Source organism: Micromonospora sp. DT231, from assembly GCF_049847025.1.
In the GTDB taxonomy this organism is placed as follows: Bacteria; Actinomycetota; Actinomycetes; order Mycobacteriales; family Micromonosporaceae; genus Micromonospora.
Genome location: NZ_JBNCNO010000016.1, coordinates 62,790 through 86,917, shown reverse-complemented (window position 1 = coordinate 86,917; position 24,128 = coordinate 62,790). Strand labels below are relative to the sequence as shown.

General features: G+C 72.2%; 20 protein-coding genes. 14 read left to right on the top strand and 6 right to left on the bottom strand.

All coding sequences use genetic code 11. The features are described 5' to 3' along the window. Nucleotides 1-92: 92 nt before the first annotated feature. Nucleotides 93-2,354: a catalase gene (locus tag ACPXBU_RS30365; RefSeq protein WP_425760819.1), complete on the bottom strand. Its 2,262-nt coding sequence runs from the start codon at nucleotides 2,352-2,354 to the stop codon at nucleotides 93-95. Nucleotides 2,355-2,538: 184 nt separating this feature from the next. Here ACPXBU_RS30365 and ACPXBU_RS30360 point away from each other — a divergent pair, with 184 nt between their 5' ends. The 11 genes from ACPXBU_RS30360 to ACPXBU_RS30310 all read left to right on the top strand — a co-directional run bounded on the left by ACPXBU_RS30360 (nucleotide 2,539) and on the right by ACPXBU_RS30310 (nucleotide 15,802). Further along, a complete protein-coding gene (locus ACPXBU_RS30360; RefSeq protein WP_393371541.1) occupies nucleotides 2,539-3,429 on the top strand; it encodes an alpha/beta hydrolase family protein in 891 nt (296 codons plus the stop codon). Nucleotides 3,430-3,566: 137 nt separating this feature from the next. After that, nucleotides 3,567-4,352, top strand: a complete 786-nt coding sequence (locus tag ACPXBU_RS30355) for an ABC transporter ATP-binding protein (protein WP_425760818.1) — start codon at nucleotides 3,567-3,569, stop codon at nucleotides 4,350-4,352. Continuing rightward, on the top strand, nucleotides 4,349-5,071 hold the full coding sequence (locus ACPXBU_RS30350) for an ABC transporter ATP-binding protein (protein ID WP_393371536.1): 723 nt from the start codon (nucleotides 4,349-4,351) through the stop codon (nucleotides 5,069-5,071). The genes ACPXBU_RS30355 and ACPXBU_RS30350 overlap by 4 nt, the downstream gene beginning before the upstream one ends. Nucleotides 5,072-5,101: 30 nt before the next feature. Beyond that, the gene (locus tag ACPXBU_RS30345; protein ID WP_393371533.1) at nucleotides 5,102-5,980 is read left to right on the top strand and encodes a branched-chain amino acid ABC transporter permease; all 879 of its coding nucleotides are present in this window, start codon (nucleotides 5,102-5,104) and stop codon (nucleotides 5,978-5,980) included. Then, a complete protein-coding gene (locus ACPXBU_RS30340) occupies nucleotides 5,977-7,077 on the top strand; it encodes a branched-chain amino acid ABC transporter permease (RefSeq protein ID WP_393371530.1) in 1,101 nt (366 codons plus the stop codon). Before ACPXBU_RS30345 ends, ACPXBU_RS30340 begins: the two co-directional genes overlap by 4 nt. A gap of 82 nt (nucleotides 7,078-7,159) precedes the next feature. Continuing rightward, a complete protein-coding gene (locus ACPXBU_RS30335) occupies nucleotides 7,160-8,446 on the top strand; it encodes an ABC transporter substrate-binding protein (protein ID WP_425760817.1) in 1,287 nt (428 codons plus the stop codon). Nucleotides 8,447-8,882: 436 nt separating this feature from the next. After that, nucleotides 8,883-9,494 carry a TetR/AcrR family transcriptional regulator gene (locus ACPXBU_RS30330; protein ID WP_425760875.1) on the top strand — a complete coding sequence of 204 codons (612 nt, stop codon included), beginning with the start codon at nucleotides 8,883-8,885 and terminating at the stop codon, nucleotides 9,492-9,494. Nucleotides 9,495-9,557: 63 nt separating this feature from the next. Then, the gene (locus ACPXBU_RS30325) at nucleotides 9,558-12,344 is read left to right on the top strand and encodes an AAA family ATPase (RefSeq protein ID WP_425760816.1); all 2,787 of its coding nucleotides are present in this window, start codon (nucleotides 9,558-9,560) and stop codon (nucleotides 12,342-12,344) included. A gap of 50 nt (nucleotides 12,345-12,394) precedes the next feature. After that, nucleotides 12,395-13,543: an acyl-CoA dehydrogenase family protein gene (locus ACPXBU_RS30320; RefSeq protein ID WP_425760815.1), complete on the top strand. Its 1,149-nt coding sequence runs from the start codon at nucleotides 12,395-12,397 to the stop codon at nucleotides 13,541-13,543. Between the two features lie 16 nt (nucleotides 13,544-13,559). Beyond that, entirely contained in the window at nucleotides 13,560-14,021 is a 462-nt protein-coding gene (locus ACPXBU_RS30315; protein ID WP_425760814.1) for a MaoC family dehydratase, read from the top strand. Between the two features lie 368 nt (nucleotides 14,022-14,389). Beyond that, entirely contained in the window at nucleotides 14,390-15,802 is a 1,413-nt protein-coding gene (locus ACPXBU_RS30310) for an endo-1,4-beta-xylanase (RefSeq protein ID WP_425760813.1), read from the top strand. Nucleotides 15,803-15,906: 104 nt separating this feature from the next. Here the strand turns inward: ACPXBU_RS30310 and ACPXBU_RS30305 are convergent, their stop codons facing one another. Together ACPXBU_RS30305 and ACPXBU_RS30300 are read right to left on the bottom strand one after the other, a co-directional pair. Continuing rightward, the gene (locus ACPXBU_RS30305) at nucleotides 15,907-17,115 is read right to left on the bottom strand and encodes an RNA polymerase sigma factor (protein ID WP_425760812.1); all 1,209 of its coding nucleotides are present in this window, start codon (nucleotides 17,113-17,115) and stop codon (nucleotides 15,907-15,909) included. Further along, nucleotides 17,115-17,501 carry a YciI family protein gene (locus ACPXBU_RS30300; RefSeq protein ID WP_425760811.1) on the bottom strand — a complete coding sequence of 129 codons (387 nt, stop codon included), beginning with the start codon at nucleotides 17,499-17,501 and terminating at the stop codon, nucleotides 17,115-17,117. Before ACPXBU_RS30300 ends, ACPXBU_RS30305 begins: the two co-directional genes overlap by 1 nt. A 264-nt stretch (nucleotides 17,502-17,765) precedes the next feature. Between ACPXBU_RS30300 and ACPXBU_RS30295 the strand changes: the two genes are divergently transcribed. From ACPXBU_RS30295 to ACPXBU_RS30285, 3 genes are all read left to right on the top strand, one after another. After that, on the top strand, nucleotides 17,766-18,905 hold the full coding sequence (locus tag ACPXBU_RS30295) for a sensor histidine kinase (protein WP_425760810.1): 1,140 nt from the start codon (nucleotides 17,766-17,768) through the stop codon (nucleotides 18,903-18,905). Next, the gene (locus ACPXBU_RS30290) at nucleotides 18,902-19,558 is read left to right on the top strand and encodes a response regulator (RefSeq protein ID WP_425760809.1); all 657 of its coding nucleotides are present in this window, start codon (nucleotides 18,902-18,904) and stop codon (nucleotides 19,556-19,558) included. The genes ACPXBU_RS30295 and ACPXBU_RS30290 overlap by 4 nt, the downstream gene beginning before the upstream one ends. Nucleotides 19,559-19,676: 118 nt before the next feature. Next, nucleotides 19,677-20,336, top strand: coding sequence for a DUF2306 domain-containing protein (locus tag ACPXBU_RS30285; protein ID WP_425760808.1), 660 nt, complete (start codon nucleotides 19,677-19,679; stop codon nucleotides 20,334-20,336). Between the two features lie 86 nt (nucleotides 20,337-20,422). On the opposite strand, the gene ACPXBU_RS30280 is transcribed toward ACPXBU_RS30285, so the two are convergent. From ACPXBU_RS30280 to ACPXBU_RS30270, 3 genes are all read right to left on the bottom strand, one after another. Further along, on the bottom strand, nucleotides 20,423-21,592 hold the full coding sequence (locus ACPXBU_RS30280; RefSeq protein ID WP_425760807.1) for a cellulose binding domain-containing protein: 1,170 nt from the start codon (nucleotides 21,590-21,592) through the stop codon (nucleotides 20,423-20,425). Between the two features lie 302 nt (nucleotides 21,593-21,894). Further along, on the bottom strand, nucleotides 21,895-22,902 hold the full coding sequence (locus tag ACPXBU_RS30275) for an acetylxylan esterase (protein ID WP_425760806.1): 1,008 nt from the start codon (nucleotides 22,900-22,902) through the stop codon (nucleotides 21,895-21,897). Between the two features lie 22 nt (nucleotides 22,903-22,924). Continuing rightward, nucleotides 22,925-23,962, bottom strand: coding sequence for a LacI family DNA-binding transcriptional regulator (locus ACPXBU_RS30270; protein WP_425760805.1), 1,038 nt, complete (start codon nucleotides 23,960-23,962; stop codon nucleotides 22,925-22,927). Between the last annotated feature and the right edge of the window lie 166 nt (nucleotides 23,963-24,128).

Below are 24,128 nucleotides of genomic sequence, written 5' to 3'. Positions count from 1 at the left end.
CCCTGGTGGTGGTGGTGGGCTGCTCGCCGGCGGCAACGAGGGCTGCCCCCCGCTTCGCGGGTAGGGCAGCCCTCGGCACTGCTCGACGACGGTCAGGCGACAGTGGCGGGGAACCTCTCCCACACCCGGTGCGCGGCCATCAACTGCTGCACGGCAGCCAGCGCCTCGGCGCCGGAACCCGCCGTCACGACGCCGGGCGTGCCGGCCACCCCGACCTGCTCCAGCACCGCGACGCCGGCGCCCCAGGCGCCCACGGCCTTGGCGTGCCGCCAGGACTCCTCGACGAGGAGCAGCACGCGGGGATCGACGGCGGCCGGCGCCGGCGTACCCGCCTTGGCGTCGCGGGCCGGGACGGCATCCGGCGCGGGCGCCGGCGCTCCGGCCAGCAGGACCGCGTCGAACTCGACGGACCGGCCGGTGGCGAAGGTGCGCTGCACCGGCATACCGCCCACCACGCCACCGTGCGGGGCGATCAGCAGCGGCACCATGCCGGCCGCGAACACGGCCCGCCGGACCTCGTCGACGCCGTCCAGGTCGCCGTCGGGGTCGACGACGATGCCGACCATCCGACCGTCACTCGGCCACTCCCGGCCGACCTGTGACAGCGCCGGGCTGGGCGTGACGTCGGCGAGCGGCTCCGTCGGCTGCGGGGCGGGCAGACCCAGCCCGGTGGCGACCTGCTCGCAGAGCACCGGGTCGATGTTGGCCAGGCACTGGAGCTGACGCTCCTTGATCGCCTGGTGGTAGCACTTGCCCAGCTCGAAGGTGTACGCCCGGATGATGTGCTCCTTCTCCACCGGCGACATGCTCGACCAGAACAGGCGTACCTGGCTGTAGTGGTCGTCGAACGAGGCGGGGTTGGCGCGTACCTTCGGCGCCTGCGCCACCGTGACCGGCGCGTCGACGAAGGCGTGCTCGGCGTCGCCGGCCGGGAACGGGTTGCCGCCGTCGAGCGAGTTCGGCCGGTACGGCGCCACGCCGGCGTGCACGGCGTGCTGGTGGAAGCCGTCGCGCAGCATGTCGTTCACGGCGGCGTGCGGGCGGTTGATCGGGATCTGGGTGAAGTTGGGCCCGCCCAGTCGGGTGAGCTGCGTGTCGACGTAGGAGAAGAGCCGGCCCTGCAACAGCGGGTCGTTCGTCACGTCGATGCCCGGCGGCAGGTGGCCCAGGTGGAAGGCGACCTGCTCGGTCTCGGCGAAGAAGTTCGTCGGCGTCCGGTTGAGCACCAGCCGCCCGATCGGCTGTACCTCGGCCAGCTCCTCCGGCACGATCTTCGTCGGGTCCAGCAGGTCGACGCCGGCGAAGGTCTCCTCCGGGGTGTCGGGGAAGACCTGGATGCCCAGCTCCCACTCGGGGTACGCGCCGGCCTCGATCGCGTCGTAGAGGTCGCGCCTGTGGAAGTCCGGGTCGATGCCCCCGATCAGCTGTGCCTCCTCCCAGGTCAGCGAGTGCACGCCCAGCTTGGGCTTCCAGTGGAACTTCGCCAGCACCGTCTCCCCGGCCTCGTTGACGAGGCGGAAGGTGTGCACACCGAAGCCCTCCATCGTCCGGTACGAGCGCGGGATGCCCCGGTCGGACATGTTCCAGATGGTGTGGTGCTGCGCCTCGGTGTGCAGCGACACGAAGTCCCAGAAGGTGTCGTGGGCGCTCTGCGCCTGGGGGATCTCCCGGTCCGGGTGCGGCTTGCCGGCGTGGATGATGTCCGGGAACTTGATCGCGTCCTGGATGAAGAAGACCGGAATGTTGTTGCCGACCAGGTCGAAGGTGCCCTCGTCGGTGTAGAACTTGGTCGCGAAGCCGCGGGTGTCGCGGACCGTGTCGGCCGAACCCCGCGAGCCGAGCACTGTGGAGAACCGCACGAAGACGTCGGTCTCGCGCCCCTTCTTCAGGAAGCCGGCCCTGGTGACCGCCTCGGCGGTGCCGTACGCGGTGAACACGCCGTGCGCGCCGGCTCCCCGGGCGTGCACCACGCGCTCCGGGATGCGCTCGTGGTCGAAGTGCGTGATCTTCTCGCGGAGGTGGTGGTCCTGCAGCAGCACCGGGCCGCGCGGCCCGGCCTTGAGCGAGTGGTCCGTGTCGCGCAGCCGCGCTCCGTTCGCGGTCGTGAGGTAGGCGCCCTGCTGCCCCTTCGCGGTCGCCGGGACGCCGGTCTCGGCACCGGTCGGCGTCCGCGTCTGCGGTGCCCCCTGCTCCGGCTTCGGTGGTAGCGGGTCGTGTGGCGTCGTCGGCTCCTCGACGCTTGGTGGCGCGCTTCCCGGCGCGCCGGGGACATCCGGGGTGAGGGCGTCGGCGATCTTGCCGGAGGCCGTCTTCACGGCGTTCTTGACCGCCTCGGCGGGCTTGCTTGTTTCCACTTGACGAACCCCTCCAGGGAGCGTGTGCGGGCAGGCGAGAGCCCTGCTACCCCTGGTCAGAGGGTCGAAACACCATCGATCCCGGCAACCTGCGCCGGAACTGGTGATTTCGCCGATGCGCGGACCGGTGGACCGGCCAAAACTCATGTACGTCGATTTCCCTCGACCCTAGGGAGTGCCCGACGTGTCCTCACCAACCACCACCCGTCCCCGTTCCGTCGCAGCTCGGCTCGCGGTGACCGCCGTCCTGGTCGCCGGCGGCGTTCTCTCCGGCCCGACCGGCGCCGCGCAGGCCGCCGGCCCGTACGAGCGGGGTCCGGCCCCGACCACCTCGATCCTGGAGGCCAGCCGCGGCCCGTTCGCCACGGCCTCGCAGAGCGTGTCGTCGCTGAGCGTCACCGGCTTCGGCGGCGGCGTCATCTACTACCCGACAAGCACCAGCGAGGGCACCTTCGGCGCCATCGCGATCTCGCCCGGTTACACCGCCGCCTGGTCCAGCATCAGCTGGCTCGGACCGCGCATCGCCTCGCACGGCTTCGTGGTGATCGGCATCGAGACCAACACCCGGCTGGACCAGCCGGACAGCCGGGGCCGGCAGCTCCTCGCCGCGCTCGACTACCTCACCCAGCGCAGCTCGGTGCGTACCCGGATCGACAGCAGTCGACTCGCGGTGGCCGGGCACTCGATGGGTGGCGGGGGCACCCTGGAGGCGGCCTCGTCGCGGCCGTCGTTGCAGGCCGCCGTGCCGCTGGCACCGTGGAACACCGACAAGAGTTGGTCCGAGCTGCGGGTGCCCACGCTGATCATCGGCGGGGAGAGCGACACCGTCGCGCCGGTGGCGACGCACTCGGTGCCGTTCTACAACAGCATCCCGGCCTCCGCAGAGAAGGCGTACCTGGAGCTGAACGGGGCGAGCCACTTCTTCCCGCAGACGACGAACACGCCCACCGCCCGGCAGATGGTGGCCTGGTTGAAGCGGTTCGTCGACGACGACACCCGCTACGAGCAGTTCCTCTGCCCCGGCCCGAGCGGTTCGCAGATCGAGGAGTACCGCAACACCTGTCCCAGCTCCTGAGCGTGGTCGCGGGGCGGTCGCCGGTGGCGGCCGCCCCGTCGGCGTGCGGACGAGGGCCATTGAAGGTCTTGACGCGATACCCGAGAAACGTACACTGCGAGTGTAAATAAACACCCGCCACGACAGAGGGATGGGTGATGGAGCGAGGCCTCGAACTGCACCACATCAGCGTCCGTTTCGGCGGCCTCACCGCCCTCGACGACGTCTCGCTGCGCGTCCCACCCAACCGGGTGGTGGGCGTGATCGGACCCAACGGCGCCGGCAAGACCACGCTGTTCAACGTGATCTGCGGGTTCGTCGCGCCGGAGACGGGCTCGCTCACCCTCGACGGTCGGCCGCTGCGGCCCCGGCCGCACCGGCTGACCCGGCTCGGCATCGCCCGGACCCTCCAGGGCACCGGCCTCTTCGCCGGACTGACCGTGCTGGAGAACGTGATGACCGGCGCGTCGCACACCGCCCGGGCGGGCTTCGTCCCGGCGCTGCTCGGGCTGCCGGCGAGCGACCGCGACGAGCGCCGGCTGCGTCGGCACGCCCTGGACATCCTCGACGACCTGGGCATCGCCGGGCACGCCGACGCCGCGCCGACCACGCTCCCCTTCGCGGTACGCCAGCGGGTCGCCCTGGCCCGCGCGCTCGCCGCCCGACCCCGGCTGCTGCTGCTCGACGAGCCCGCCGGTGGCCTCGGCGCCGACGACATCGCCGAGCTGGCCGAGCTGGTCCGGCGCCTGCCCCGGCGCGACGACGACCCCTGTGCGGTGCTGCTCGTCGAGCACCACATGGACCTGGTGATGGCGGTCTGCGACGAACTCGTGGTGCTCGACTTCGGCAAGGTCATCGCCGCCGGCACCCCGGACGAGATCCGCGACGACCCGGCGGTCACCGACGCGTACCTCGGCGCCACCGTCGAGGAGGTCTCCCCATGACCGCGACCGACCTGCTCGTCGTGCGGGGGCTGGTCGCCGGTTACGGTGCCGCGCCCGTGCTGCGGGCCATCGACCTCACCGTCCCGGCCGGCACCATCGCCGCGGTCGTCGGCGCGAACGGCGCCGGCAAGACCACCCTGCTGCGAGCGCTCTCCGGCATGATCCGCCCGGTCGCCGGCCAGGTGCTGCTCGCCGGGGAGGACCTGCGCGGCACGCCTGTGGAGCAGCTCGTCCGGCGCGGCATGGCGCACGTCCCGGAGGGGCGGGGCGTGATCAGTGAGCTGACCGTCGACGAGAACCTGCGCCTCGGCGGGCTGTGGCGGCGGGACCGGGCCGACGCGCGGCGTGCCCTCGACGAGGTCTACGACCTCTTCGAGCCGCTGGCCCGACGCCGCCGGCACCTCGGCCACCAACTCTCCGGCGGTGAGCGGCAGATGCTCGCGCTCGGCCGGGCCCTGGTCGGCCGACCCCGCCTGCTGCTGCTCGACGAGCCGTCACTCGGCCTGGCGCCACGGGTGGTCGCCCGGACCATGGCCCTGCTCCGCCAGCTACGCGACCGCACCGGCCTGACCGTCCTGCTCGTCGAACAGAACGTGCGCAGCGCGCTCGCCGTCGCCGACCAGGGCGTCGTGATGTCCCTCGGCCGGGTGGTGATCGCCGCACCGGCCGTGCAGTTGCGTGACGACGTCGACCTGCGCCACGCGTACCTCGGTTTCTGACCACCACCTCGTCCCCCGGAGGGAGGACTGTTGGACCGCTTCGTCTTCCTCACCATCGACGGCCTGTCCCGGGGCGCGGTGTACGCCGCGTTCGCGCTGGCCCTGGTGCTCATCTGGCGGGCGGCGCGGGTCGTCAACTTCGCCCAGGGGGCGATGGCCGTCGCCGCCGCGTACGTCGCCTACACGGTCAGCGCCACGACCGGCTCCTACTGGCTGGGCTTCGTGGTCGCGATCGTCGCCGGCCTGCTGCTCGGCGCGCTCGTGGACCGCGTCGTGATGCGGCACGTCGACCACACCTCACCGCTCAACCCCGTGATCGTCGCGCTCGGGCTGGTGCTGTTGATCCAGGCCGTGCTGGGCATGGTGTACGGCAACGAGTTCCGCCCCGCCGAGGCGCCGTTCGGTAGGTCCGCGCTCACCGTCGGCGGGGTGGCCGTGCTGTCCCCGTACGACCTGTTCGTCTTCGCCACGATCGCGGTCGTGGTCAGCGGCCTGGCCTGGATGTTCGCGCGTACCCCGGTGGGGTTGCGGATGCGGGCGGCGGCCTTCGCCCCGGAGGTGTCCCGGCTGCTCGGGGTCAACGTCGGTGGCATGTTGACCCTCGGCTGGGCACTCGCCTCCGGGGTGGGCGCGCTGGCCGCCATGCTGGTCCTGCCGACCGAGTTGGGCCTGCACCCGCACGCGATGGACCTGGTGTTCGTCTCGGCGTTCACCGCGGCGGTGGTCGGTGGGCTGGACAGCCCACCGGGCGCGGTGGTCGGTGGCCTGGTGGTGGGTCTGCTGCTCTCCTACGTGAGCGGTTACGCCGGCAGCGACCTCACGCCGCTCGCGGTGCTGGTCCTGCTGCTGGCGGTGCTGCTGGTCCGGCCCGGTGGGCTGTTCGCCCCGGTCGCGGCGAGGCGGGTGTGAGCGCCACGAGGGCGGCGGTGCCGCCGAAACAGCAACTCGTCGACGTGGGCCGCCCCGTCGACCGGCGACGCGGCTCGACCCTGCTGCGCCACCTCGCGATCGTGCTCGTCGTCGGGCTCCTGCTGGTCGGGGTCAGCTACGCCGTCGAGCCGTTCCGTAACTTCCAGCTCGCCACCGTGGCCGCCTACCTCTGCGCGACCGCCGGGCTGACCGTCCTCACCGGACTCAACGGTCAGCTCTCGCTCGGGCACGGTGCGTTGATGGCCACCGGGGCGTACACCCTGGCGCTGTGCCAGAACGCGTTCGCCGACCGGGGGATGACCGGCGGCTGGCTGCTGCCGCTCTCGTTGGGCGCGGCGATCGTCAGCACCGTCGCGGTCGGGGCGGTGGTCGGGGTGGCGGCGGCCCGGCTGCGCGGCCCCTACCTGGCCGGGGTGACCCTCGCGGTGGCCGTCGTCGTGCCGGCGCTGGCCGTCACCTTCGACGGCGTCTTCAACGGCGAGCAGGGGCTGTCGGTGCCGGTGGAGCCGCCGCCGCTGTCGCTCGGCCCGTACTTCCCCTACGAGCGGTGGCAGCTCTGGCTCACCGGCGCGGCCACCCTGCTCGCGTTGCTGCTGCTGGCCAACCTGACCCGCAGCCGGTACGGGCGTACCTTCCGGGCGGTTCGGGACGACGAGGTGGCGGCCCGCCTGGCCGGCATCCACGTGGCCCGTACCCAGGTCCTCGCATTCGTGGTCAGCGCCGCCACCGCCGGACTCGGCGGGGCGCTGCTGGCGGTGCTCGCGCAGAGCGTCTCACCCGGGGCGTTCTCGCTGACCCTGTCGCTGTTCCTGCTGATGGCCGTGGTGATCGGCGGCCTGGGTCGGCTCACCGGCGCGCTCTGGGGGGCCATCCTGCTTGTCGCCCTTCCCGACCTCACCCACTCCGCGACCGAGTTGCTCACGCTCTCGCCCGCGGTGGCGCAGCGGCTGGAGGGAAACCTGCCGCTGGCGATCTTCGGCCTCACCCTGATCGTCGTCATGATCGCCGCACCCGGTGGCATCCAGGGGCTGCTGTCGCGTCTTGGTCGGCGCCTGCGGGCCCGGCGTTCCTCCTGAGCTGCTCCACGCCCGGCCCCGGTCGGGCGTACCACCACCCACACCGTTCCCCGAACCGGACCGAGAAAGGTCGGTGTTCTCCATGCACCGTTTGGCACAACGTGGTCTCGCGATCGCCAGCACCATCGCCCTGTTGGCCGCCGCCGCCGGTTGCGGTGGTGACGACGGCTCCGGTCCCGGCGGGGCGTCGGTGCCGGGCGTCACCGACACCGAGGTCGTCGTCGGCACCCACATGCCGCTCACCGGGCCGGCGTCGGCCGGCTACTCGAAGATCGCCCCGGCGACGAAGGCGTACTTCGACTACGTGAACGCCAACGGTGGCGTACACGGCCGGAAGATCACCTACAAGATCATGGACGACGGCTACAACCCGGCCAACACCCAGCAGGTGGTTCGTCAGCTCGTCCTGCAGGACAAGGTCTTCGCCATCCTCAACGGTCTCGGCACGCCCACGCACAGCGGAGTGCTCGACTTCCTCAAGAGCAACCGGGTGCCGGACCTCTTCGTCGCCTCCGGCAGCCGCAGTTGGGACCAGCCGGACAAGTATCCGGGCACGTTCGGGTTCAACCCGGACTACACGGTCGAGGGCAAGATCCTGGCCACCTACGCGAAGGCGAACCTGGCCGGCCAGAAGGTCTGCTTCCTCGGCCAGGACGACGACTTCGGCCGGGACAGCCTGGTCGGCGTGGAGAAGGTGCTCGGCGCCGGGACGGTGGCGGTCAAGCAGACGTACGTCACCAGCAACACGAACGTGGCGCCGCAGATCGGCGCGTTCAAGGCGGCCGGGTGCAAGGTCGTCGTGCTCGCCACCGTGCCCGGCTTCACCGCGCTGTCGATCGGCACCGCCGCGCGGCTGGGCTTCAAGGCGCAGTGGCTGGTCTCCAACGTCGGCGCCGACTATCCGACCCTGGCCAAGCAGCTCGGTTCCGCCGCGCCGATCCTGGAGGGCATGGTCGGCACCAACTACCTGCCGATGCAGAACGACACCGCGAACCCGTGGATCCAGCTCTTCACGAAGATCAACAAGGAGCACAACGGGGACGCGCCGTTCGACGGCAACACCGTCTACGGCATGTCGGTCGGCTACCTCTTCGTGCAGACGTTGCTCGCCGCCGGCAAGGATCTCACCCGGGAGAAGGTGCTGGACGCCGTGCAGAAGGGCGGCTTCCAGGGCCCCGGGCTGGTGCCGCTGCGCTTCTCCGCCAAGGACCACTCCGGGTACGGCGGTCAGCGGCTGAGCCGGGTGAGCGGGGGAGTGCAGAGCTACTTCGGGCCGGCGTACGAGACCGACGAGGCGGACGGGCCGGTCAACGAGTACACCGCCACCCCGGCCGCGCCACCGGCGAACGGGGTGCCCACGGTCTCCTGAGCGCACGCCTCCGTACCGCGCCGCCGTACCGCACCTCCGTACTCCCGCGATCTTGCACTTTCTGTCCCGACACAAGGGGCATTCCAACCATATCGACAACCGAAACTGCAAGATCGACGTTAGGGGTGTCCGGCCGGGCGTGGTCGTACGTGACCACGCCCGGCCGGCTTCGTGGTGCCTTCGAGGCGTTGACCGATGCCGATGAGCACTTCTAATATCTGCACTGTGAATGCATATTTTGTTCGGCTTGCGGTCCGCAGCGCCATCGTCACCGGCGGCGCCATCGTCACCGGCGTCGTCGTCGGTGCCGGTGGCGTCTCGCGCACCGGTCGAGCCGGATGAGCACGCCGGCGGTCGGTCCGGGGCCGCTGATCACCGCCTGTCTAGAATTGTCGCTGCGTCAGGAGACGCCGTGGCGGTGAGAGGGCGGGGGCGGATGGACGGGGTCGAGGTCGCGAGCCGGGTCGACGGGCGCACCGCTCGGGCCGAGCGCACCCGCGCGGCCATCGTCGAGGCTCACCTCGCGCTCATCGGCGAGGGGGACCTGCGTCCGACCGGGGAACGCATCGCCGAGCGGGCCGGCATCTCGCTGCGGACGCTCTGGACCAACTTCAAGGACATGGAGACGCTCTTCGAGGCCAGCGGCGCGGAGGTGCTCCGGCAGCAGGACGCCGCCCATCGGCCGATCTCTGCCGGGCTGCCGCTGGCGAAGCGGGTCGACGCGTACTGCCGGCAGCGGGCCCGGTTGCTCCAGCTCATCGCGGCGTCGGCGCGGGCCGCCCAGATGCGCGAGCCGGTCTCCGAGCAGTTGCACCGCAACCGCCTCAAGCACATCCAACGGGTCCGTGACGAGGTCGAGGAGCTCTTCGCCGTCGAGCTGGCCGCGGCCGGGCCGGAGCGGGAGCAGTTGCGCAACGCCCTGGTGGCGGCGAGCACGTGGCAGGCCTGGTCGATGCTGCGCTACGGCCTCGGGCTGGGCGTGGACCAGGCGCGCGCCGTGATGACCCGGACGGTGGGCGCCCTGCTGGCCGAGGTCGCGGCCGGCTGATTCCGGCTCGGCCCGATTTCGCCAACTCTTTCCATTCGGTTACCAATAGGTGACACTTCATGCATGGTTGCTGCATCGAGAGTGCAACTAACCGTGCTGCGTGGCCGGGACGACGAATGCCGCGCTGTCCGGCGCCTGCTCGACGGCGTGACCAACGGTGGCGGTGCCCTACTGCTGCACGGCGAACCGGGCTCGGGCCGTACCGCGCTTGTCGGCCATGCCCACCGCCACGCCGAGGGCTGCACGGTGCTCGCCGCGAGCGGGCTGGCCGAGGAGGCCGCGCTGCCGTACGCGGGTCTGCAACGACTGCTCGACCCGCTGCCACACCACGCCACGGCCCTGCCGACGCCGCAGCGCGACCTGCTCCGGCGGGTACTGGGCGGGGACGGTTGCCCGGACAACCGTCGTCTGGCCCTGTCGATGGCGGTGCTCGGGATGCTCGCCGAGGCGGCACGGGACCGCCCGCTGCTCGTCACCATGGACGACGTCGACCGGGGTGACCCCCTGACCGCGCAGGTGCTGGCCTTCGTGGCCCGCCGGCTGCGGCAACTACCGGTCGTCGTCCTGCTCACCGCGGACGTCGCGGTCACTGTCGACGGGATACCGGCGCACCGCCTCCGGCCGCTCGACTCGCGCAGCAGCGTCGCCATCCTCACCGACCGGCTACCCGAGCAGCCGGCCGCGTCGGTGGTGACCGCCCTGGCCACGATCGGCGGCGGCAACCCGCAGGCCCTGGTGGACCTCGCCGAGGTGCTCAGCCCGGCCCAGTGGCGGGGCGAGGAGCCGCTGCCCGCCGCGCCGCCGGAGGACGGTGCGCTGGGCCGCGCGTACCGGGCCCGGCTGGACCGGTTGCCGCCGGACACCAGGCGGATGCTGCTGCTCGCCGCGCTCGACCAGGACGGCGCGGCGGGCACGCTGATCCGGGCCGCCGCGGCCGTCGGCACCGAGATCGAGGCGCTCGCTCCGGCGGAGGTCGCCGGCCTGGTCCGTGTCGAGCCGCAGGGCGTCACCTTTCCCCAGCCGTTGGTCCGCACGATGATCGCGGCCACTGCGCCACTCGCCGCGCGCCGCGCCGCACACCGGCTGCTCGCCGCGGTGCTGGTCGCCGACGGGCAGCGGCTGCGCCGGGCGATGCACCTCGCCGCCGCCGCGGCAGGCGCCGATCCGGCCCTGGCCGCGGAGCTGGAGGAGGCGGCCTCGGGCGGGACCGGTGGCTGGGCCGTCGCCTCGGCGGCCCTGCGCTGGGCCGCCGAACTCAGCGATCATCCGACCCAGACGGCTGCCCGACTGCTGAGCGCCGCCCACTATGCCTGGGTCGGCGGGCAACCCGAGACGGCCCGGCTGCTGCTCGACCGCCTTCGCGCGGTGTCCGCGGACCCGGAGGTGCGGGCCCGCGCCGACCTGCTGCGCGGTGAGTTGGAGCTGCGGTGCGGTGCGGCGTCGGATGCCTCGGCCCGACTGCTGGCCGCGGCCACGGCGGTGGCCGACACCGACCGTGCCCTGGCGTTGTCCGGGCTGGTACGCGCCGGCGAGGCCGTCTGCTTCGCCGGCGACCAGTACCGCTACGCCGAGGTCGGCCGGCGGGCGCTGGCCCTGCGGCGGCCGACCGACCCGCCGGTGATGGAGCTGATGGGCAGCTTTGTCGCCGGGGTGGCGGCGACCCTGCGGGGCGACCACGAGCGGGCCGGCCCCACGCTACGCCGCGCCGTCGTCCTGGGGGGCCGGTTGAACGGGCCGGCGCTGACCCCCACGGCGCTCACGTGTGCGGCGGCGGCCGGCCTGGTGGTCGCCGTGGACGGCGCGGCGCACCGGCTCGCCGAGCGTGCCGTCGCGCTGGCCCGGGATCGGGGCGAGGTGTCCACGCTGCCCCGGGCGCTGGAGTTGCGGGCGGTCGCCGAGTACTGGCAGGGCCGGCACGAGGCGGCGGCGGAGACCTCCCGCGACGGGTTGCGGGTCGCCCGCGCCACGGGTCAGGTCAACTGCGCCAACATCCACCTGGGCATGCTCGCCGTGCTCGCCGCGATAAGGGCCGATCGCGACACCAGCCTGCGGCAGATCCGTGAGATCGGTGAGTCGCCGACGCCGGGCAGCCGTCCGCACGCGCTCGCCGGGTGGGCGCTTGCGGTGCTCGACCTCATCGACGGACGGCACGCCGAGGCCGCCGACCGGCTGGCGTCGCTGGCTCGGCTCGGCACCGGGCGCGGTCAGGTCCTGGTGCAGGTGATGGCGACGCCGTATCTGGTGGAGGCGGCGGCGCACCTGGCACACCGACCGGCGGCCGCGGCAGCGCTCACCGTGTTCGACAGATGGGCCAGCGGCACGGCGAGCCCGCTGCGACGGGCCCTGTCCGCCCGGTGTCACGCGCTGCTCGCACCCCGGGGCAGTGTCGAGGCGGAACACCACTTCCAGGCGGCGCTGCGGCTGCACCCGGCGGAGGCCGGCACGTTCGAGCTGGCCCGTACCGAGCTGCTCTTCGGCCAGGAGTTGCGGCGCAGCCGACGCCCGCGCGACGCGCGTACGCATCTGCACCAGGCCCGGGAGATGTTCAGTTTGCTCGGGGTGGCGTGCTGGGCCGAGCGGGCCACCACCGAGCTGCGGGCGGCCGGGGAGTCGGTCGGCCCGCCGGACCTGCCGGCGGCGCGGCTGCTGACCGGCCAGCAACTGCGGATCGCGGAGCTGGTCGCGGAGGGCGCGACCAACCGGGAGATCGCGGCCCGGATGTTTCTCTCGATCCGCACGGTCGACCATCACCTGCGCAACGTGTTCCACCGCCTCGGCATCCGCTCGCGGACCGAGTTGGCCCGCGCGTTCGCGGGCGAGCGGCACGCCGGGCTGGCCTCCGACCGATGACCTGGGATCCGCTCTGGACGGCCTAAACTATCACCGCTAGTTTGATGGCCATGGACCTCACCCTCTCCACCGAGCAGGCCGCGGTCCGCCAGGTGGCCGCCGAATTCGCCGACCGTGAGCTGGTGCCGCACGCCGCTGTCTGGGACCGGCGCGAGTCGGTCGACCCCGCCATCGTCGGCAAGCTCGGCGACCTGGGCTTTTTGGGGCTGACCATCGCCGAGGACGACGGCGGTTCCGGCGGCGACCACCTCGCGTACTGCCTGGTCCTGGAGGAGCTCGGCCGGGGCGACTCGGCGGTGCGCGGCATCGTCTCGGTCTCGCTCGGCCTGGTCGCGAAGTCGATCGCCGCCCACGGCTCGCCCGAGCAGCGGGCCGAGTGGCTGCCCCGACTCTGCGCCGGCACCGCACTCGGCTGTTTCGCGCTGACCGAGCCGGACAGCGGCTCGGACGCGGCCGCGCTGCGGACCCGCGCGGTCCGCGACGGCACCGACTGGCTGCTCACCGGCACGAAGACGTTCATCACCAACGGCACCACCGCCGACGTCGCGCTTGTCTTCGCCCGCACCGGCGGCCCCGGGCACCGCGGCATCACCGCGTTTCTGGTGCCCACCGACAGCCCGGGGCTGGTCCGCCGGGAGATCCACGGCAAGCTGGGCCTGCGCGGTCAGGCCACCGGCGAGCTGGGCTTCGACGAGGTACGCGTGCCCGACACCGCCCGCCTCGGCGCCGAGGGCGGCGGGTTCCGGCTGGCCCTGGCCACCCTCGCCAAGGGCCGGATGTCGGTGGCGGCCGGGTGCGTCGGCATCGCCCAGGGCTGCCTCGACGCGGCGGTCGGCTACGCCGGGCAGCGCACCCAGTTCGGCAAGCCCATCGCGGGGCACCAGCTCGTCCAACAACTGCTCGCCGCCATCGCCGTGGACACCGCCGCCGCCCGGCTGCTGGTGTGGCAGGTGGCCGACCTGATCGACCGGGACCAGCCGTTCGCCACCGAGGCGTCGATGGCCAAGCTCTTCGCCAGCGAGGCCGCCGTCCGCGCGGCCAACAGCGCGGTCCAGGTCTTCGGCGGGTACGGCTACATCGACGAATATCCGGTCGGCAAGTACCTGCGCGACGCGCGGGTCGCCACCCTCTACGAGGGCACCAGCCAGATCCAGCAACTCCTCATCGGACGCGCGCTCACCGGCGTCAACGCCTTCTAGTCTCGGGAGACCTGCCATGAGAGTCTTCAGCTCGTTCGAGGAACTGGCCGGCGCGGTCGGCGAGACCATCGGGCCCGGTCCGTGGGAGCGGATCGAGCAGAGCCGGGTCGACCTCTTCGCCGACGCCACGGACGACCACCAGTGGATCCACCTCGACCCGGTCCGGGCCGCGTCGGGGCCGTTCGGCGGGACCGTTGCCCACGGGTACCTGACGCTGTCGCTGCTGCCGGCGCTGGCCGGCCGGCTCTACCGGGTCCAGGGGGTGGCGATGGGTGTCAACTACGGGCTGAACCGGGTGCGTTTCCCCGCTCCGGTGCGCGTCGGCGCCGCCGTCCGGGCCGCGGCCACCATCGCCGAGGTGTCCCCGGTGGCCGGCGGCGTGCAGATGGTCGCGACGGTCACCGTGGCGAGCGACAGCGGCGGCAAGCCCGTCTGTGTGGCGGAGACCGTCAGCCGGCTCTACCGCGCGACGAGTTGATGATCGCCTAGCTCGTCGTTGTGGCGGGCGCTGCCTTGCGGAGAAGTTCCGGAACTTGCGGCTCTCCCGCCTCCGCCGCTCCGCCTCACTCGTCGGCTCACCAGATCGCGTTCATGCCGAATGACCGTCCACCTGGGCGGCTGTCTTCTCGGCAGATGAACGGCACCCCGTGGGTCTCGCAAAACTTCCGGAAATTGTTGCTCGTCGATCAGCGGCGCTGACATACTCCACATCCATTGGAGTCGATGATCGAGGGCCCGCGCCTCTTCCCGGGCGCCCCGGCGTGCGTGGTCTCGACCCGATACCCCACCACCCGCCGGGGTGCTGCGTCAGACGCCCCACCCCGGGTCCCACCGGAAGGAAGAGACATGACCGAGAGGTGCCACGGGGACACCCGCCCACCGGCGGGCCCACGAGCGCGTACGGCTATCGTCCTCGCCGCCGCGGCTCTACTCGCCGCGACAAGTGCCGCGTTCCTGCCGACCACGGCGAGCGCCGGAACCACACTTGGCGCGTCCGCCGCCGAGAAGGGTCGCTACTTCGGCACCGCGGTGGCCGCGAGCCGGTTGAGCGACAACGCGTACACCACGATCTTGAACCGTGAGTTCAACATGGTCACGGCCGAGAACGAGATGAAGATGAACGCCACCGAGCCGCAGCAGGGTCGGTTCAGCTACGGCGCGGCGGAGCAGATCGTCAACCACGCGCGCAGCCGGGGCATGAGCGTGCGGGGTCACACCCTGGCGTGGCACTCCCAGCAGCCGGGCTGGATGGAGAGCATGAGTGGCAGCGCGTTGCGGCAGGCGATGCTCAACCACGTGACGCAGGTGGCCACGCACTTCCGGGGCCAGGTGGTCGCGTGGGACGTGGTGAACGAGGCGTTCGCCGACGGCAGTTCGGGGGGTCGCCGTGACTCGAACCTGCAGCGCACGGGCAATGACTGGATCGAGGCGGCGTTCCGGGCGGCGGACGCGGCGGATCCGAACGCGAAGCTCTGTTACAACGACTACAACACCGACAACTGGACGCACGCGAAGACCCAGGGTGTCTACAACATGGTGCGGGACTTCAAGGCCCGTGGCGTACCGATCGACTGCGTGGGTTTCCAGTCGCACTTCAACAACAACTCGCCGTACGTGAGCAACTACCGCACCACGTTGTCGAGCTTCGCCGCGCTGGGCGTGGACGTGCAGATCACCGAGCTGGACATCCAGGGCGCTCCGGCTAACACCTACCGCAGCGTGGTGGAGGACTGCATGGCCGTGCCGCGCTGCAACGGGATCACGGTGTGGGGCATCCGCGACAGCGACTCCTGGCTGGCCTCGCAGACGCCGTTGCTGTTCAACAGCAACGGCTCCAAGAAGGCCGCCTACGACGCGGTCCTCGCCGCACTGAACAACGGCCCCGCGGTGCCGACGACGGCCCCACCGACAAGCGTCCCGCCGACCACGGCGCCGCCGACCACGGCGCCGCCGACCACCGCTCCGCCCACCACGCCTCCGCCCGGCGGCGGTTGCAGCGCGACGCTGCAGGACAGCACCCGATGGGGCGACCGGTTCAACAGTCAGGTGACCGTCAGCGGGGCGAGCAACTGGAGCGTCGTGGTGGCCGTCACCCCGCCCCAGAAGGTGTCCGCCACCTGGAACGGCAGCCCCAGCTGGGACGGCAGCGGCAACGTCATGACGATGCGGTCGAACGGCAGCGGCAACGTCTTCGGCTTCACCACGATGGCCAACGGCAACTGGACCCGCCCGCAGGTGCTTTCCTGCACCGCCTCCTGAGCGACACCGCACGCTGACGAAGGCGGCGACGGAACTCGTCGCCGCCTTCCTCCGCCCAGGCCGAACCGGGTCGGTGGGTCCAGCGGCCGGCCAGGTGGGAGACGTCAGCTCAGCGCGGCGGCCTTGGCCAGGAGCACCGAGCGTTCGCGTCTGTTGGCGCAGAGCCGGGCCGCCAGCTCCAACTCGGTACGCGCCTCCGGTCGGCGGCCGAGGCGGGTCAGTAGCTCACCGCGTACGGTCGGGAGCAGATGTGAGCCGGGGAGCCGGTGCGCGGCGACCAGCCCGTCCACGATGGTCAGGGCCTGCGCCGGACCCGATGCCATGGCCACGGCGACGGCCCGGTTGAGCTCGACCACCGGCGAGGGCGCGGCCCGGCCGAGTGCCTCGTAGAGCAGCACGATCCGGTCCCAGTCGGTCTCCTCGACCGAGGGTGCCGCCGCGTGGGTGGCGGCGATCGCGGCCTGCACGCCGTACGGGCCGCGCGTCGATGCCCGGACCAGCGCGGCCAGCCCGCGGCGGATCGCCGCGGTGTCCCACAACCTGCGGTCCTGATCCGCGAGCAGGACCGGCGCGCCGTCCGGGCCGGTCCGGGCCGGGAAGCGCGCGGCCGTCAGCTCGCACAACGCGAGGAGGCCGTGCACCTCCGGTTCGTCCGGTTGCAGCGCCGCGAGCGTACGGGTCAGCCGGACCGCCTCGTACGCGACGTCGGGTCGCAACAGCCGCTCGCCCGACGTGGCTGTCGACCCTTCGGTGAAGATCACGTAGAGGACGCGGAGCACGCCGCCCAGGCGTTGTCGACGCTCACCGGCCGGCGGCAGCTCGAACGGCACGCCGGCCGCCGCGATCGTCTTCTTGGCCCTGGTGATCCGGGCCTGCACGGTCGGCACGGGCACCAGGAACGCGCGGGCGATCTCCTCGCTGGTCAGGCCGCCGACCACGCGCAGGGTCAGCGCCACCCGGGCCGCCGGGGCGAGCACCGGGTGGCAGCTGACGAACATCAGCGCCAGGACGTCGTCGTCGATCCGGTCGACGTCGACGTCGCTGTCGACCGCCGGTTCGGCCGCCAACAGGGCGTATCGGTCGTGCAGGGCGACCCGGCGGCGGATCGTGTCGATCGCCCGCCGCCGGGCCGTGGCCATCAGCCAGCCGGCCGGGTTGGCCGGAGAGGCTCGGGGCCACGACACAAGCGCCTCGGCCACCGCCTCCTGGGCGGCGTCCTCGGCCAGCCCGAAATCACCTGTGAACCGGGTCAACGCGGCGACGATCCGGGCCGACTCGACCCGCCAGACGGTCTCGACGTCGGCCGTACCCATCAGCTCCGGCCGTTGCTCTCGCTGCCGTTCGGGACCTCGTCGGCCTCGGCCACCCGCCGGACCTCGATCTTGGAGCCCCGGACCGCCGGAAAACGCCTGGCCCACTCGACCGCCTCCTGTTTGGTGGCGACGTCGAGGAGGAAGTAGCCGCCGAACAGTTCCCTGGTCTCGCCGTACGGCCCGTCGGTGACCACCGGGGCCTCGCCGCCGAAGTCGACAACGGCGCCCCGGCCCGGATCGTCTAGCCCCTCGGCCGCGACGAGCACACCGGCCGCCATCATCTCCTCGATGAACCGACCGGTCTCGGCCATCGCCTCGTCGATGGAGGCCATCATGGCCGCGTTGGACTCGTCGGTGCCCCGCATGATCAGCATGTACTTCGACATCGCGTTCTCCTCGTCCGGCGGGGCCGCCTCCCGGCCCGCGCACCCCCACGTCGAACGAGCGGCGTGCGGATCGACACGGCCCCGGAACAATCTCTCACCGCGGCGCGGCCCCCTGCTCCGGATCTGGACGAGAGTATTCACGCGGCAGCCGTCACCTGGTGGGCCGATCCTCGCCGACCTGGGCTGTACGTGACACGGCACGCAACCCCGTCAGTCGTACTTTGGGACGATCTGGGGTCGCACCACGATTCGTACGATGGGGGCATGCACCCCCGCCTGCACGCCGTGTTGGCCGAGCCCCGGGTCCCGCAGGTGCCGACCCGTACCTGGCGGGACTGGGCGCTGGTCGCGGCCCTCGCGCCGGCGATCGTCACGGAGGGGATCGTCCGTCCCGATCTGCCGTGGCGGGTGGGCTGCGTCGTGGTGGCGCTCGCGCTGCTGCCCACGCTGCTGTGGCGGCGTTCGGAGCCGCTCGCCACCGTGGCGATCGCGTTCGGCGTCACGACGGTTGCCCCACTCGTGCTGCCCGGTGATCCCTGCCAGTTGTTCACTGCGAGTTTTCTGGTCCTCCTGGTCGCCGCGCTGTTCCGCTGGGGCTCCGGCCGGGATGCCGTGATCGGTTCGTTCTTCGTGGTCGGCAAGGTGGCCGCCGCCGGCCTGGTCGGTTCGATCGACGGTGGCGAACTGATCGCCGGCTTCGCGGTGATGTTCGCCGCCGCCGCACTCGGCACCGCGGTCCGCTTCCGCGCCGCCGCCCGCATGCGCGAGTTCGCTCAGGTGAAGTCGCGGGAGCGGGAGCGGCTCGCCCGGGACCTGCACGACACGGTGGCCCACCACGTGTCGGCGATGGCGATCCGCGCCCAGGCCGGTCTCGCCGCTTCGGTGACCGAGCCGGCCGCCGCCGTGGAGGCACTCCGTGTCATCGAGGCCGAGGCGTCCCGTGCGCTCGCCGAGATGCGGGCGATGGTCCGCGTCCTGCGCCGCGACGAGCCCGCCGACCGGGTGCCCAGCCCGCGGGTCGCCGACATCGAGCACCTCGCCGGCCGTTTCCCCACGGGGCCGGACGTCGGCGTGGATGTCAGCGGCGACCTCGCCGACCTCTCGCCAGCGGTCGGATCCGCGCTCTACCGCCTGGCTCAGGAGTCGGTCACCAACGCCCGTCGCCACGCGCGCCACGCCACCCGTATCCAGGTCAGTGTCACGGCCGACGACCGCTCGGTGCGGTTGCGGGTCAGCGACGACGGCGAGGCCGGCGCCGCACGCCCCAACGGCTCGCCCGGCTTCGGCCTGGTGGGCATGATGGAGCGCGCCGACCTGCTTGGCGGCACCTGTGCGGCAGGCCCCGATCCCGACCGTGGCTGGACCGTCACGGCCGTGCTCCCACGTGAGGGGATCGACGCGTGACGGTTCGCGTGCTCGTCGCGGACGACCAGGAAATCGTGCGCACCGGCCTGACCATCATCCTGAACACACAACCAGGCATCGAGGTCGTCGGTGGGGCTGGTGACGGCCGCCAGGCTGTCCAGCTCGCCCGGCGGCTCCGCCCCGACGTGTGTCTCTTCGACATTCGCATGCCCGGCATGGACGGCATCGAGGCCACCCGGGCGCTCGCCGGACCCACTGTCGCGGACCCGCTCGCGGTGGTCGTCATCACGACCTTCGACCTTGACGAGTACGTCTACGCGGCCCTGCGCGCCGGCGCCCGCGGCTTCCTGCTCAAGGAGGCCGGCCCCGCCCTGCTCAGTCAGGCCGTGCACGCCGCCGCCAACGGGGACGCGCTGATCGCGCCGAGTGTCACCACGCGGCTGCTGAAGGCGTTCGCCGACACGGATCCCGCCGCGCCCCGACAGCAGCCCATCGACGCGCTCACCGACCGGGAGGAGCAGGTGTTGCTCGCGGTCGCGCGGGGACGCACCAACAAGGAGATCGCCGACGAGCTGTACATCACGTTGAGCACTGTCAAGTCGCACGTCACGAGCCTGATGACGAAGCTGGGCGTACGTAACCGGGTCGAGGTGGCGATGTGGGCGTACGAGACCAACCGCGCCCGTTGGTGACGAGTGACGTCGACCGTTGACCGACGGAAGTACGACGACCGCACCCGACTGAGGACCGACCCGGTCGCGGCCCATGTGCCGATGAGCAGGGCACGGTACGGCGTCCACCATCGATGGCATGACGATGCGCGAGTGGCGGCTACCTGCCGCATTGATCCTGCTGGGCCTGGTACCGATGATCGCCGGTGCGGCACGGCTCACCGAGTTGGGCACCGGACCTGAGGTCACCCCGGCGAACGCTCGCTTCGTCGCCGATCCGCTGCCTGTGGTGCTGCACATCGTCGGCGCGGTGGTCTACACGATCCTCGGCGCGTTCCAGTTCGTACCCAGCCTGCGCCGCCACCGTTGGCACCGCCGGGCCGGGCGGGTGCTCGTCCCCTGCGGACTGACTGTCGCGTTCTCCGGCCTGTGGATGGCCGTCGCGTACGACCTGCCGGCCCACGACAACGACGTGCTCGCCGGTCTGCGGCTGCTCTTCGGCTCGGCCATGGCCGCCTCGATCGTGCTCGGTCTCGCCGCTGTGCTGCGGCGCGACATCGCCGCGCACCGCGGCTGGATGGCGCGCGGGTACGCGATCGGCCTCGGTGCCGGCACCCAGGCGTTCACGCACGCGCCGTACCTCCTCGCGACCGGCGAACAGCCGGACGGGAACCTTCGGGCCGGGCTGGTGGCCGCCGGCTGGTTGATAAACCTGGCCGTGGCCGAGTGGTATCTGCGCCGTCCGAGCCGTACACCGCTCGCGGGTCCGGCTCGTCGGCCGCGTGCCGGGGCACGGTGAACACGTCCGGTGCCTGCGAGTTCCGGTCGGGGTGGTGCGAGGGCGCGGTGCCGGGCCGGGGCGGGCCCGGCACCGCGCCGGAGTCGTCAGGCGACGGTGCAGGCGGTGCCGTTGAGGGTGAACGCGGACGGGCGGCCGGCGTTCCCGGTGTGGGTGGCCTGGAAGCCGATGTCGACGGAGGTGCCAGGTGCGATAGTCGCGTTGTAGGAGACGTTACGGGCGGTCACCGCTCCGCTGGAGGGGGAGTAGCTGGCGTTCCAGCCGCCGGTGATGGTCTGCCCGCTAGGCAGCGTGAACGCCAGCGCCCACCCGTTGACCGGGGTGCTGCTCGTGTTGGCCACCGAGACGGCCGCGGTGAGCCCGTTGCCCCAGGCGTTGACCGTGTACGTGACACGGCACGCACCCGACGGCGGCGGCGTGGTCGGTGGCGGCGTGGTCGGCGGCGGGGTGGTGGGCGGTGCGGTGGTCGGTGGTGCGGTGGTCGGCGGCGTGTCGCCGCCGATGCTGCCGGGCACCGACCGGAGCGCGTCGTACCAGGCCGCGGCCATCTTGCGATAGCCGGTGGCGTTGGGGTGCACCCCGTCGGCCAGGTCGCCGAGCGTCAGGGCGCGGTACATGTCGACCAGGTGGACGCGTTTACCGGCGGCGGCCCTGGTCTGCACGATCCCGGGGATCGCCGCGTTGTACCCCCGGACCACGTTGTCCGCGCCCGACTTCGGGATGATCGTCGCGACGAACACGTCAGCGTTCGGGGCGGTGTTGGTGATCCGGTCGACAAGTGTGGCCAGCCGGCCCGGGGCGCCGGAGGTGTCGCCGTACATGTCGTTGGTGCCGATGTGCAGCAGCACGGTCCGGGGATTCGTGGCCCGCAGCCAGTTGACGACGTTGGCGTCGATCTGGGCGATGGTCCAGCCGGAGTGGCCCTCGTGGTCGTGGTCGCCGAGGCTGGACGGGCCGTTGAACTGGGAGCCGACGAAGTCGATCCGGTAGCCACCGGACGTGAACCGCTGCCAGAGCTCGATCCGGTAGCCACCCGCGACGTTGAACCCGTCGGTGATCGAGTCGCCGAGCGGCATCACGCGTACGCCGCCGTTGGATTCCGCGTTCGCGGGAGCGGTCGCGATCGGTACGGCCGCGGCCACGGCGGCGACGGCGGCCAGGGCCGCCCACCACAGGCGGGCTCGTCGGGGCCTCGGTGACGTCGCGGTGCTGGTGGGTGAGGGAGGGACGGGACGGCCGAGCGTTGCACTGCTCATGGGACTTCCTCTGGTGGTGAGGGTGCGCGCCAACAGCGGCCACCAGGAGGACGGTCGCCGTCAGGACGCGGTACGCGGGGGAGCGGGCGACGTGGCACGACCAAGAACCCGGACGTCTGCACTGGTGGCCGTGGCGCTGCCGCTGACACTTGTCATCGATGGTCGGAGGCGACAGATCGATGGACCGTGGCGGAAGTGTGCCCTGCACCTCGCCTGACGCACCCTAGCGTGTTATCGCTAACACCGGCAATAGATCGGCGTTCGACAATGGGTTGTGGCTCGGACCGGTCCGCACCGCGGCCTCACGTCCCGGCCGGGCACGCCGGCTGCAACCGGGCGCCGAGCCACCGCAGTTGACGTCGGACGTGCACGGCCTCGCCGCCCTCGTGACCGTTGAACGGGTAGACGTGCATCTCCCGCGCGGGCGGCACCGGCGGCCGGGCCGCCGCGGCATACTGGTTGTAGGCGGCGAAGCCGGTGCTGGGCGGGCAGACGGTGTCCCGCAGCCCGATCCCGAAGTGCGCCGGCGCCGTCGCACGCCTGGCGAAGCTCACCCCGTCGACGTAGGACAGGGTGCGCCACACCGCCTCCTCGGCCTCCCGGTGCACGGCCAGGTAGCGGGCGATCTCGCCGTACGGCGCGGGTTCGCTGAGCTGGACGGCCCGCCGCATGTCGCACAGGAACGGGGCGGTGGTCAGCACCGCGTGAAGGTCGCCGACCAGGCCGGCCACCGCCAGCGCCAGTCCGCCGCCCTGGCTGTTGCCGACCACGGCGACCCGGGCGCCGTCGACCCCCGGCAGGGCGCGGACCGCCTCGACCGCCCGGACCGCGTCGGTGATCAGACGCCGGTAGTGGTAGTCGCGCGGGTCGAGGATCCCCCAGGTGACCGGCCAGGGCCCGCCCGGTGCGCCGTGCGAGTCGGGGGTGTCCCCGGCGCCGTACTGGCCGGCTTGGCCCCGGTTGTCCATCAGCAGGTGGGCGTACCCGGCCGTGGGCCAGGTCAGGCGCTCGTGGGGCAGGCCGCGACCACGGCCGTAGCCGGCGTACTCGACGACGGCGGGCAGTGGCCCCGACGCCCCGGCGGGGCGGGTGTACCAGGCCCGGACCGGGTCGCCGCCGAAACCCGCGAACGTGACGTCCCAGGTGTCGAGCAGCCGCAGGTCGGTGGGCTCTGGGCGGACGTCGACGAGGACCGGCCGGGCGGTCGCCTCGAAGAGGGTGTCGTGCCAGAACGTGTCGAAGTCGTCGGGTTCGACGATCTCCGGCGCGTACCGCTGGAGGTCGTCGAGCAGGGCGGCGGCGTGGGGCACGGGTCCTCGCAGGGGCTCGGGGTCAGTGCGGGCTGGCGGGGGGCGCGGTGCTCTCCCGGACGACCAACTCGGTCACCAGGTCGATCCGGCTGGTCGCCGGCTCGTTGCCCCTGGTCAGGTCGAGCAGCATCTGGGTGGCGATGCCCGCCATGTCGCGCAACGGCTGGTTGATCGTGGTGAGGGCCGGGTCGGTCCAGGTGGAGACCGGCAGGTTGTCGTACCCGATCACCGACAGGTCCTCGGGCACTCGCAGGCCGCACTGGCGGGCGGCCCGGAGCACCCCCATGGCCTGGGTGTCGGAACCGGCGAAGATGGCCGTCGGTCGAGACGGCAGGCGGAGCAGTTCGAGCCCGTGGGCGTGCCCGGCGCCGGCGGAGAAGCTGCCGTAGCGGATCAGCTCGCGGTCCACCACGAGCCCGGCTTCCTCGTGGGCCGACTGGAAGCCGGCGGCGCGGGCCCGGCTGCAGAGCACGTCGGGCGGCCCGGAGATGATGGCGATCCGCCGGTGGCCCAACTCCAGGAGGTGCCGGGCGGCCAGCAGGCCACCGTTCCAGTTGTTCGAACCAACAGTGGGTACGGAGGCCGAGGTCGCGCTGTCGGTGTCGACGACGACGAACGGGATGCCCTGACGCCGCAGGTGCTGCTGTTGCGCCTCGGCCAGGTGGGAGAGGACGAACACCACGCCCAACGGGCGGTCGGCGAGGATCGCGTCCAGCCAGCGGGCCGGGGGGCGGTGCGCGCCGTTGAGCTGGGCCACCGACAATCCGATGCCGGCCGCGGCGGTCACCGCCTCGACGCCGCGCAGGATCTCCATGGCCCACCCGGTGTCGAACTCGTGGAACACGAGATCGATCCGCCCGCCGCTGGTCGAGGGTCGCCGGGTCCGGCGCTGGTACTGGTGGCGGTCGAGGCTCGCCTCCACCCGCGCCCTGGTGCCGGGGGCGACGTCGCCGCGTCCGTTGAGGACCTTCGACACCGTGGCGACCGAGACGCCGACGTCGTGGGCGATTGTCGCGATGGTGGTGGACGCGGGTGGATCGAGCGGACGGTGCTCTGTCATCGCAGCCCCAGACAGCATCCGAAATTTTCGGGAGACCTTAACACGATTGGCCGATCACGCCAGCCGTTGCGGCGGTCGCCCGGCCCGTTCGCGGGCCGTTTCGCGGAGAATTCGCGACGGAGTGCCGATGGCGGAGTCACCGTGTGCAGGAAGTGGCCGCCGGGGT

What these genes read in the sequence shown, in the direction of transcription:
- ACPXBU_RS30330 (WP_425760875.1), top strand. Translation starts at nt 8,883, where the DNA reads ATGGACGGGGTCGAGGTCGCGAGCCGGGTCGACGGGCGCACCGCTCGG.
- ACPXBU_RS30335 (WP_425760817.1), top strand. Translation starts at nt 7,160, where the DNA reads ATGCACCGTTTGGCACAACGTGGTCTCGCGATCGCCAGCACCATCGCC.
- ACPXBU_RS30315 (WP_425760814.1), top strand. Translation starts at nt 13,560, where the DNA reads ATGAGAGTCTTCAGCTCGTTCGAGGAACTGGCCGGCGCGGTCGGCGAG.
- ACPXBU_RS30270 (WP_425760805.1), bottom strand. Translation starts at nt 23,962, where the DNA reads ATGACAGAGCACCGTCCGCTCGATCCACCCGCGTCCACCACCATCGCG.
- ACPXBU_RS30350 (WP_393371536.1), top strand. Translation starts at nt 4,349, where the DNA reads ATGACCGCGACCGACCTGCTCGTCGTGCGGGGGCTGGTCGCCGGTTAC.
- ACPXBU_RS30320 (WP_425760815.1), top strand. Translation starts at nt 12,395, where the DNA reads ATGGACCTCACCCTCTCCACCGAGCAGGCCGCGGTCCGCCAGGTGGCC.
- ACPXBU_RS30300 (WP_425760811.1), bottom strand. Translation starts at nt 17,501, where the DNA reads ATGTCGAAGTACATGCTGATCATGCGGGGCACCGACGAGTCCAACGCG.
- ACPXBU_RS30295 (WP_425760810.1), top strand. Translation starts at nt 17,766, where the DNA reads ATGCACCCCCGCCTGCACGCCGTGTTGGCCGAGCCCCGGGTCCCGCAG.
- ACPXBU_RS30355 (WP_425760818.1), top strand. Translation starts at nt 3,567, where the DNA reads ATGGAGCGAGGCCTCGAACTGCACCACATCAGCGTCCGTTTCGGCGGC.
- ACPXBU_RS30280 (WP_425760807.1), bottom strand. Translation starts at nt 21,592, where the DNA reads ATGAGCAGTGCAACGCTCGGCCGTCCCGTCCCTCCCTCACCCACCAGC.
- ACPXBU_RS30310 (WP_425760813.1), top strand. Translation starts at nt 14,390, where the DNA reads ATGACCGAGAGGTGCCACGGGGACACCCGCCCACCGGCGGGCCCACGA.
- ACPXBU_RS30305 (WP_425760812.1), bottom strand. Translation starts at nt 17,115, where the DNA reads ATGGGTACGGCCGACGTCGAGACCGTCTGGCGGGTCGAGTCGGCCCGG.
- ACPXBU_RS30325 (WP_425760816.1), top strand. Translation starts at nt 9,558, where the DNA reads ATGGTTGCTGCATCGAGAGTGCAACTAACCGTGCTGCGTGGCCGGGAC.
- ACPXBU_RS30285 (WP_425760808.1), top strand. Translation starts at nt 19,677, where the DNA reads ATGACGATGCGCGAGTGGCGGCTACCTGCCGCATTGATCCTGCTGGGC.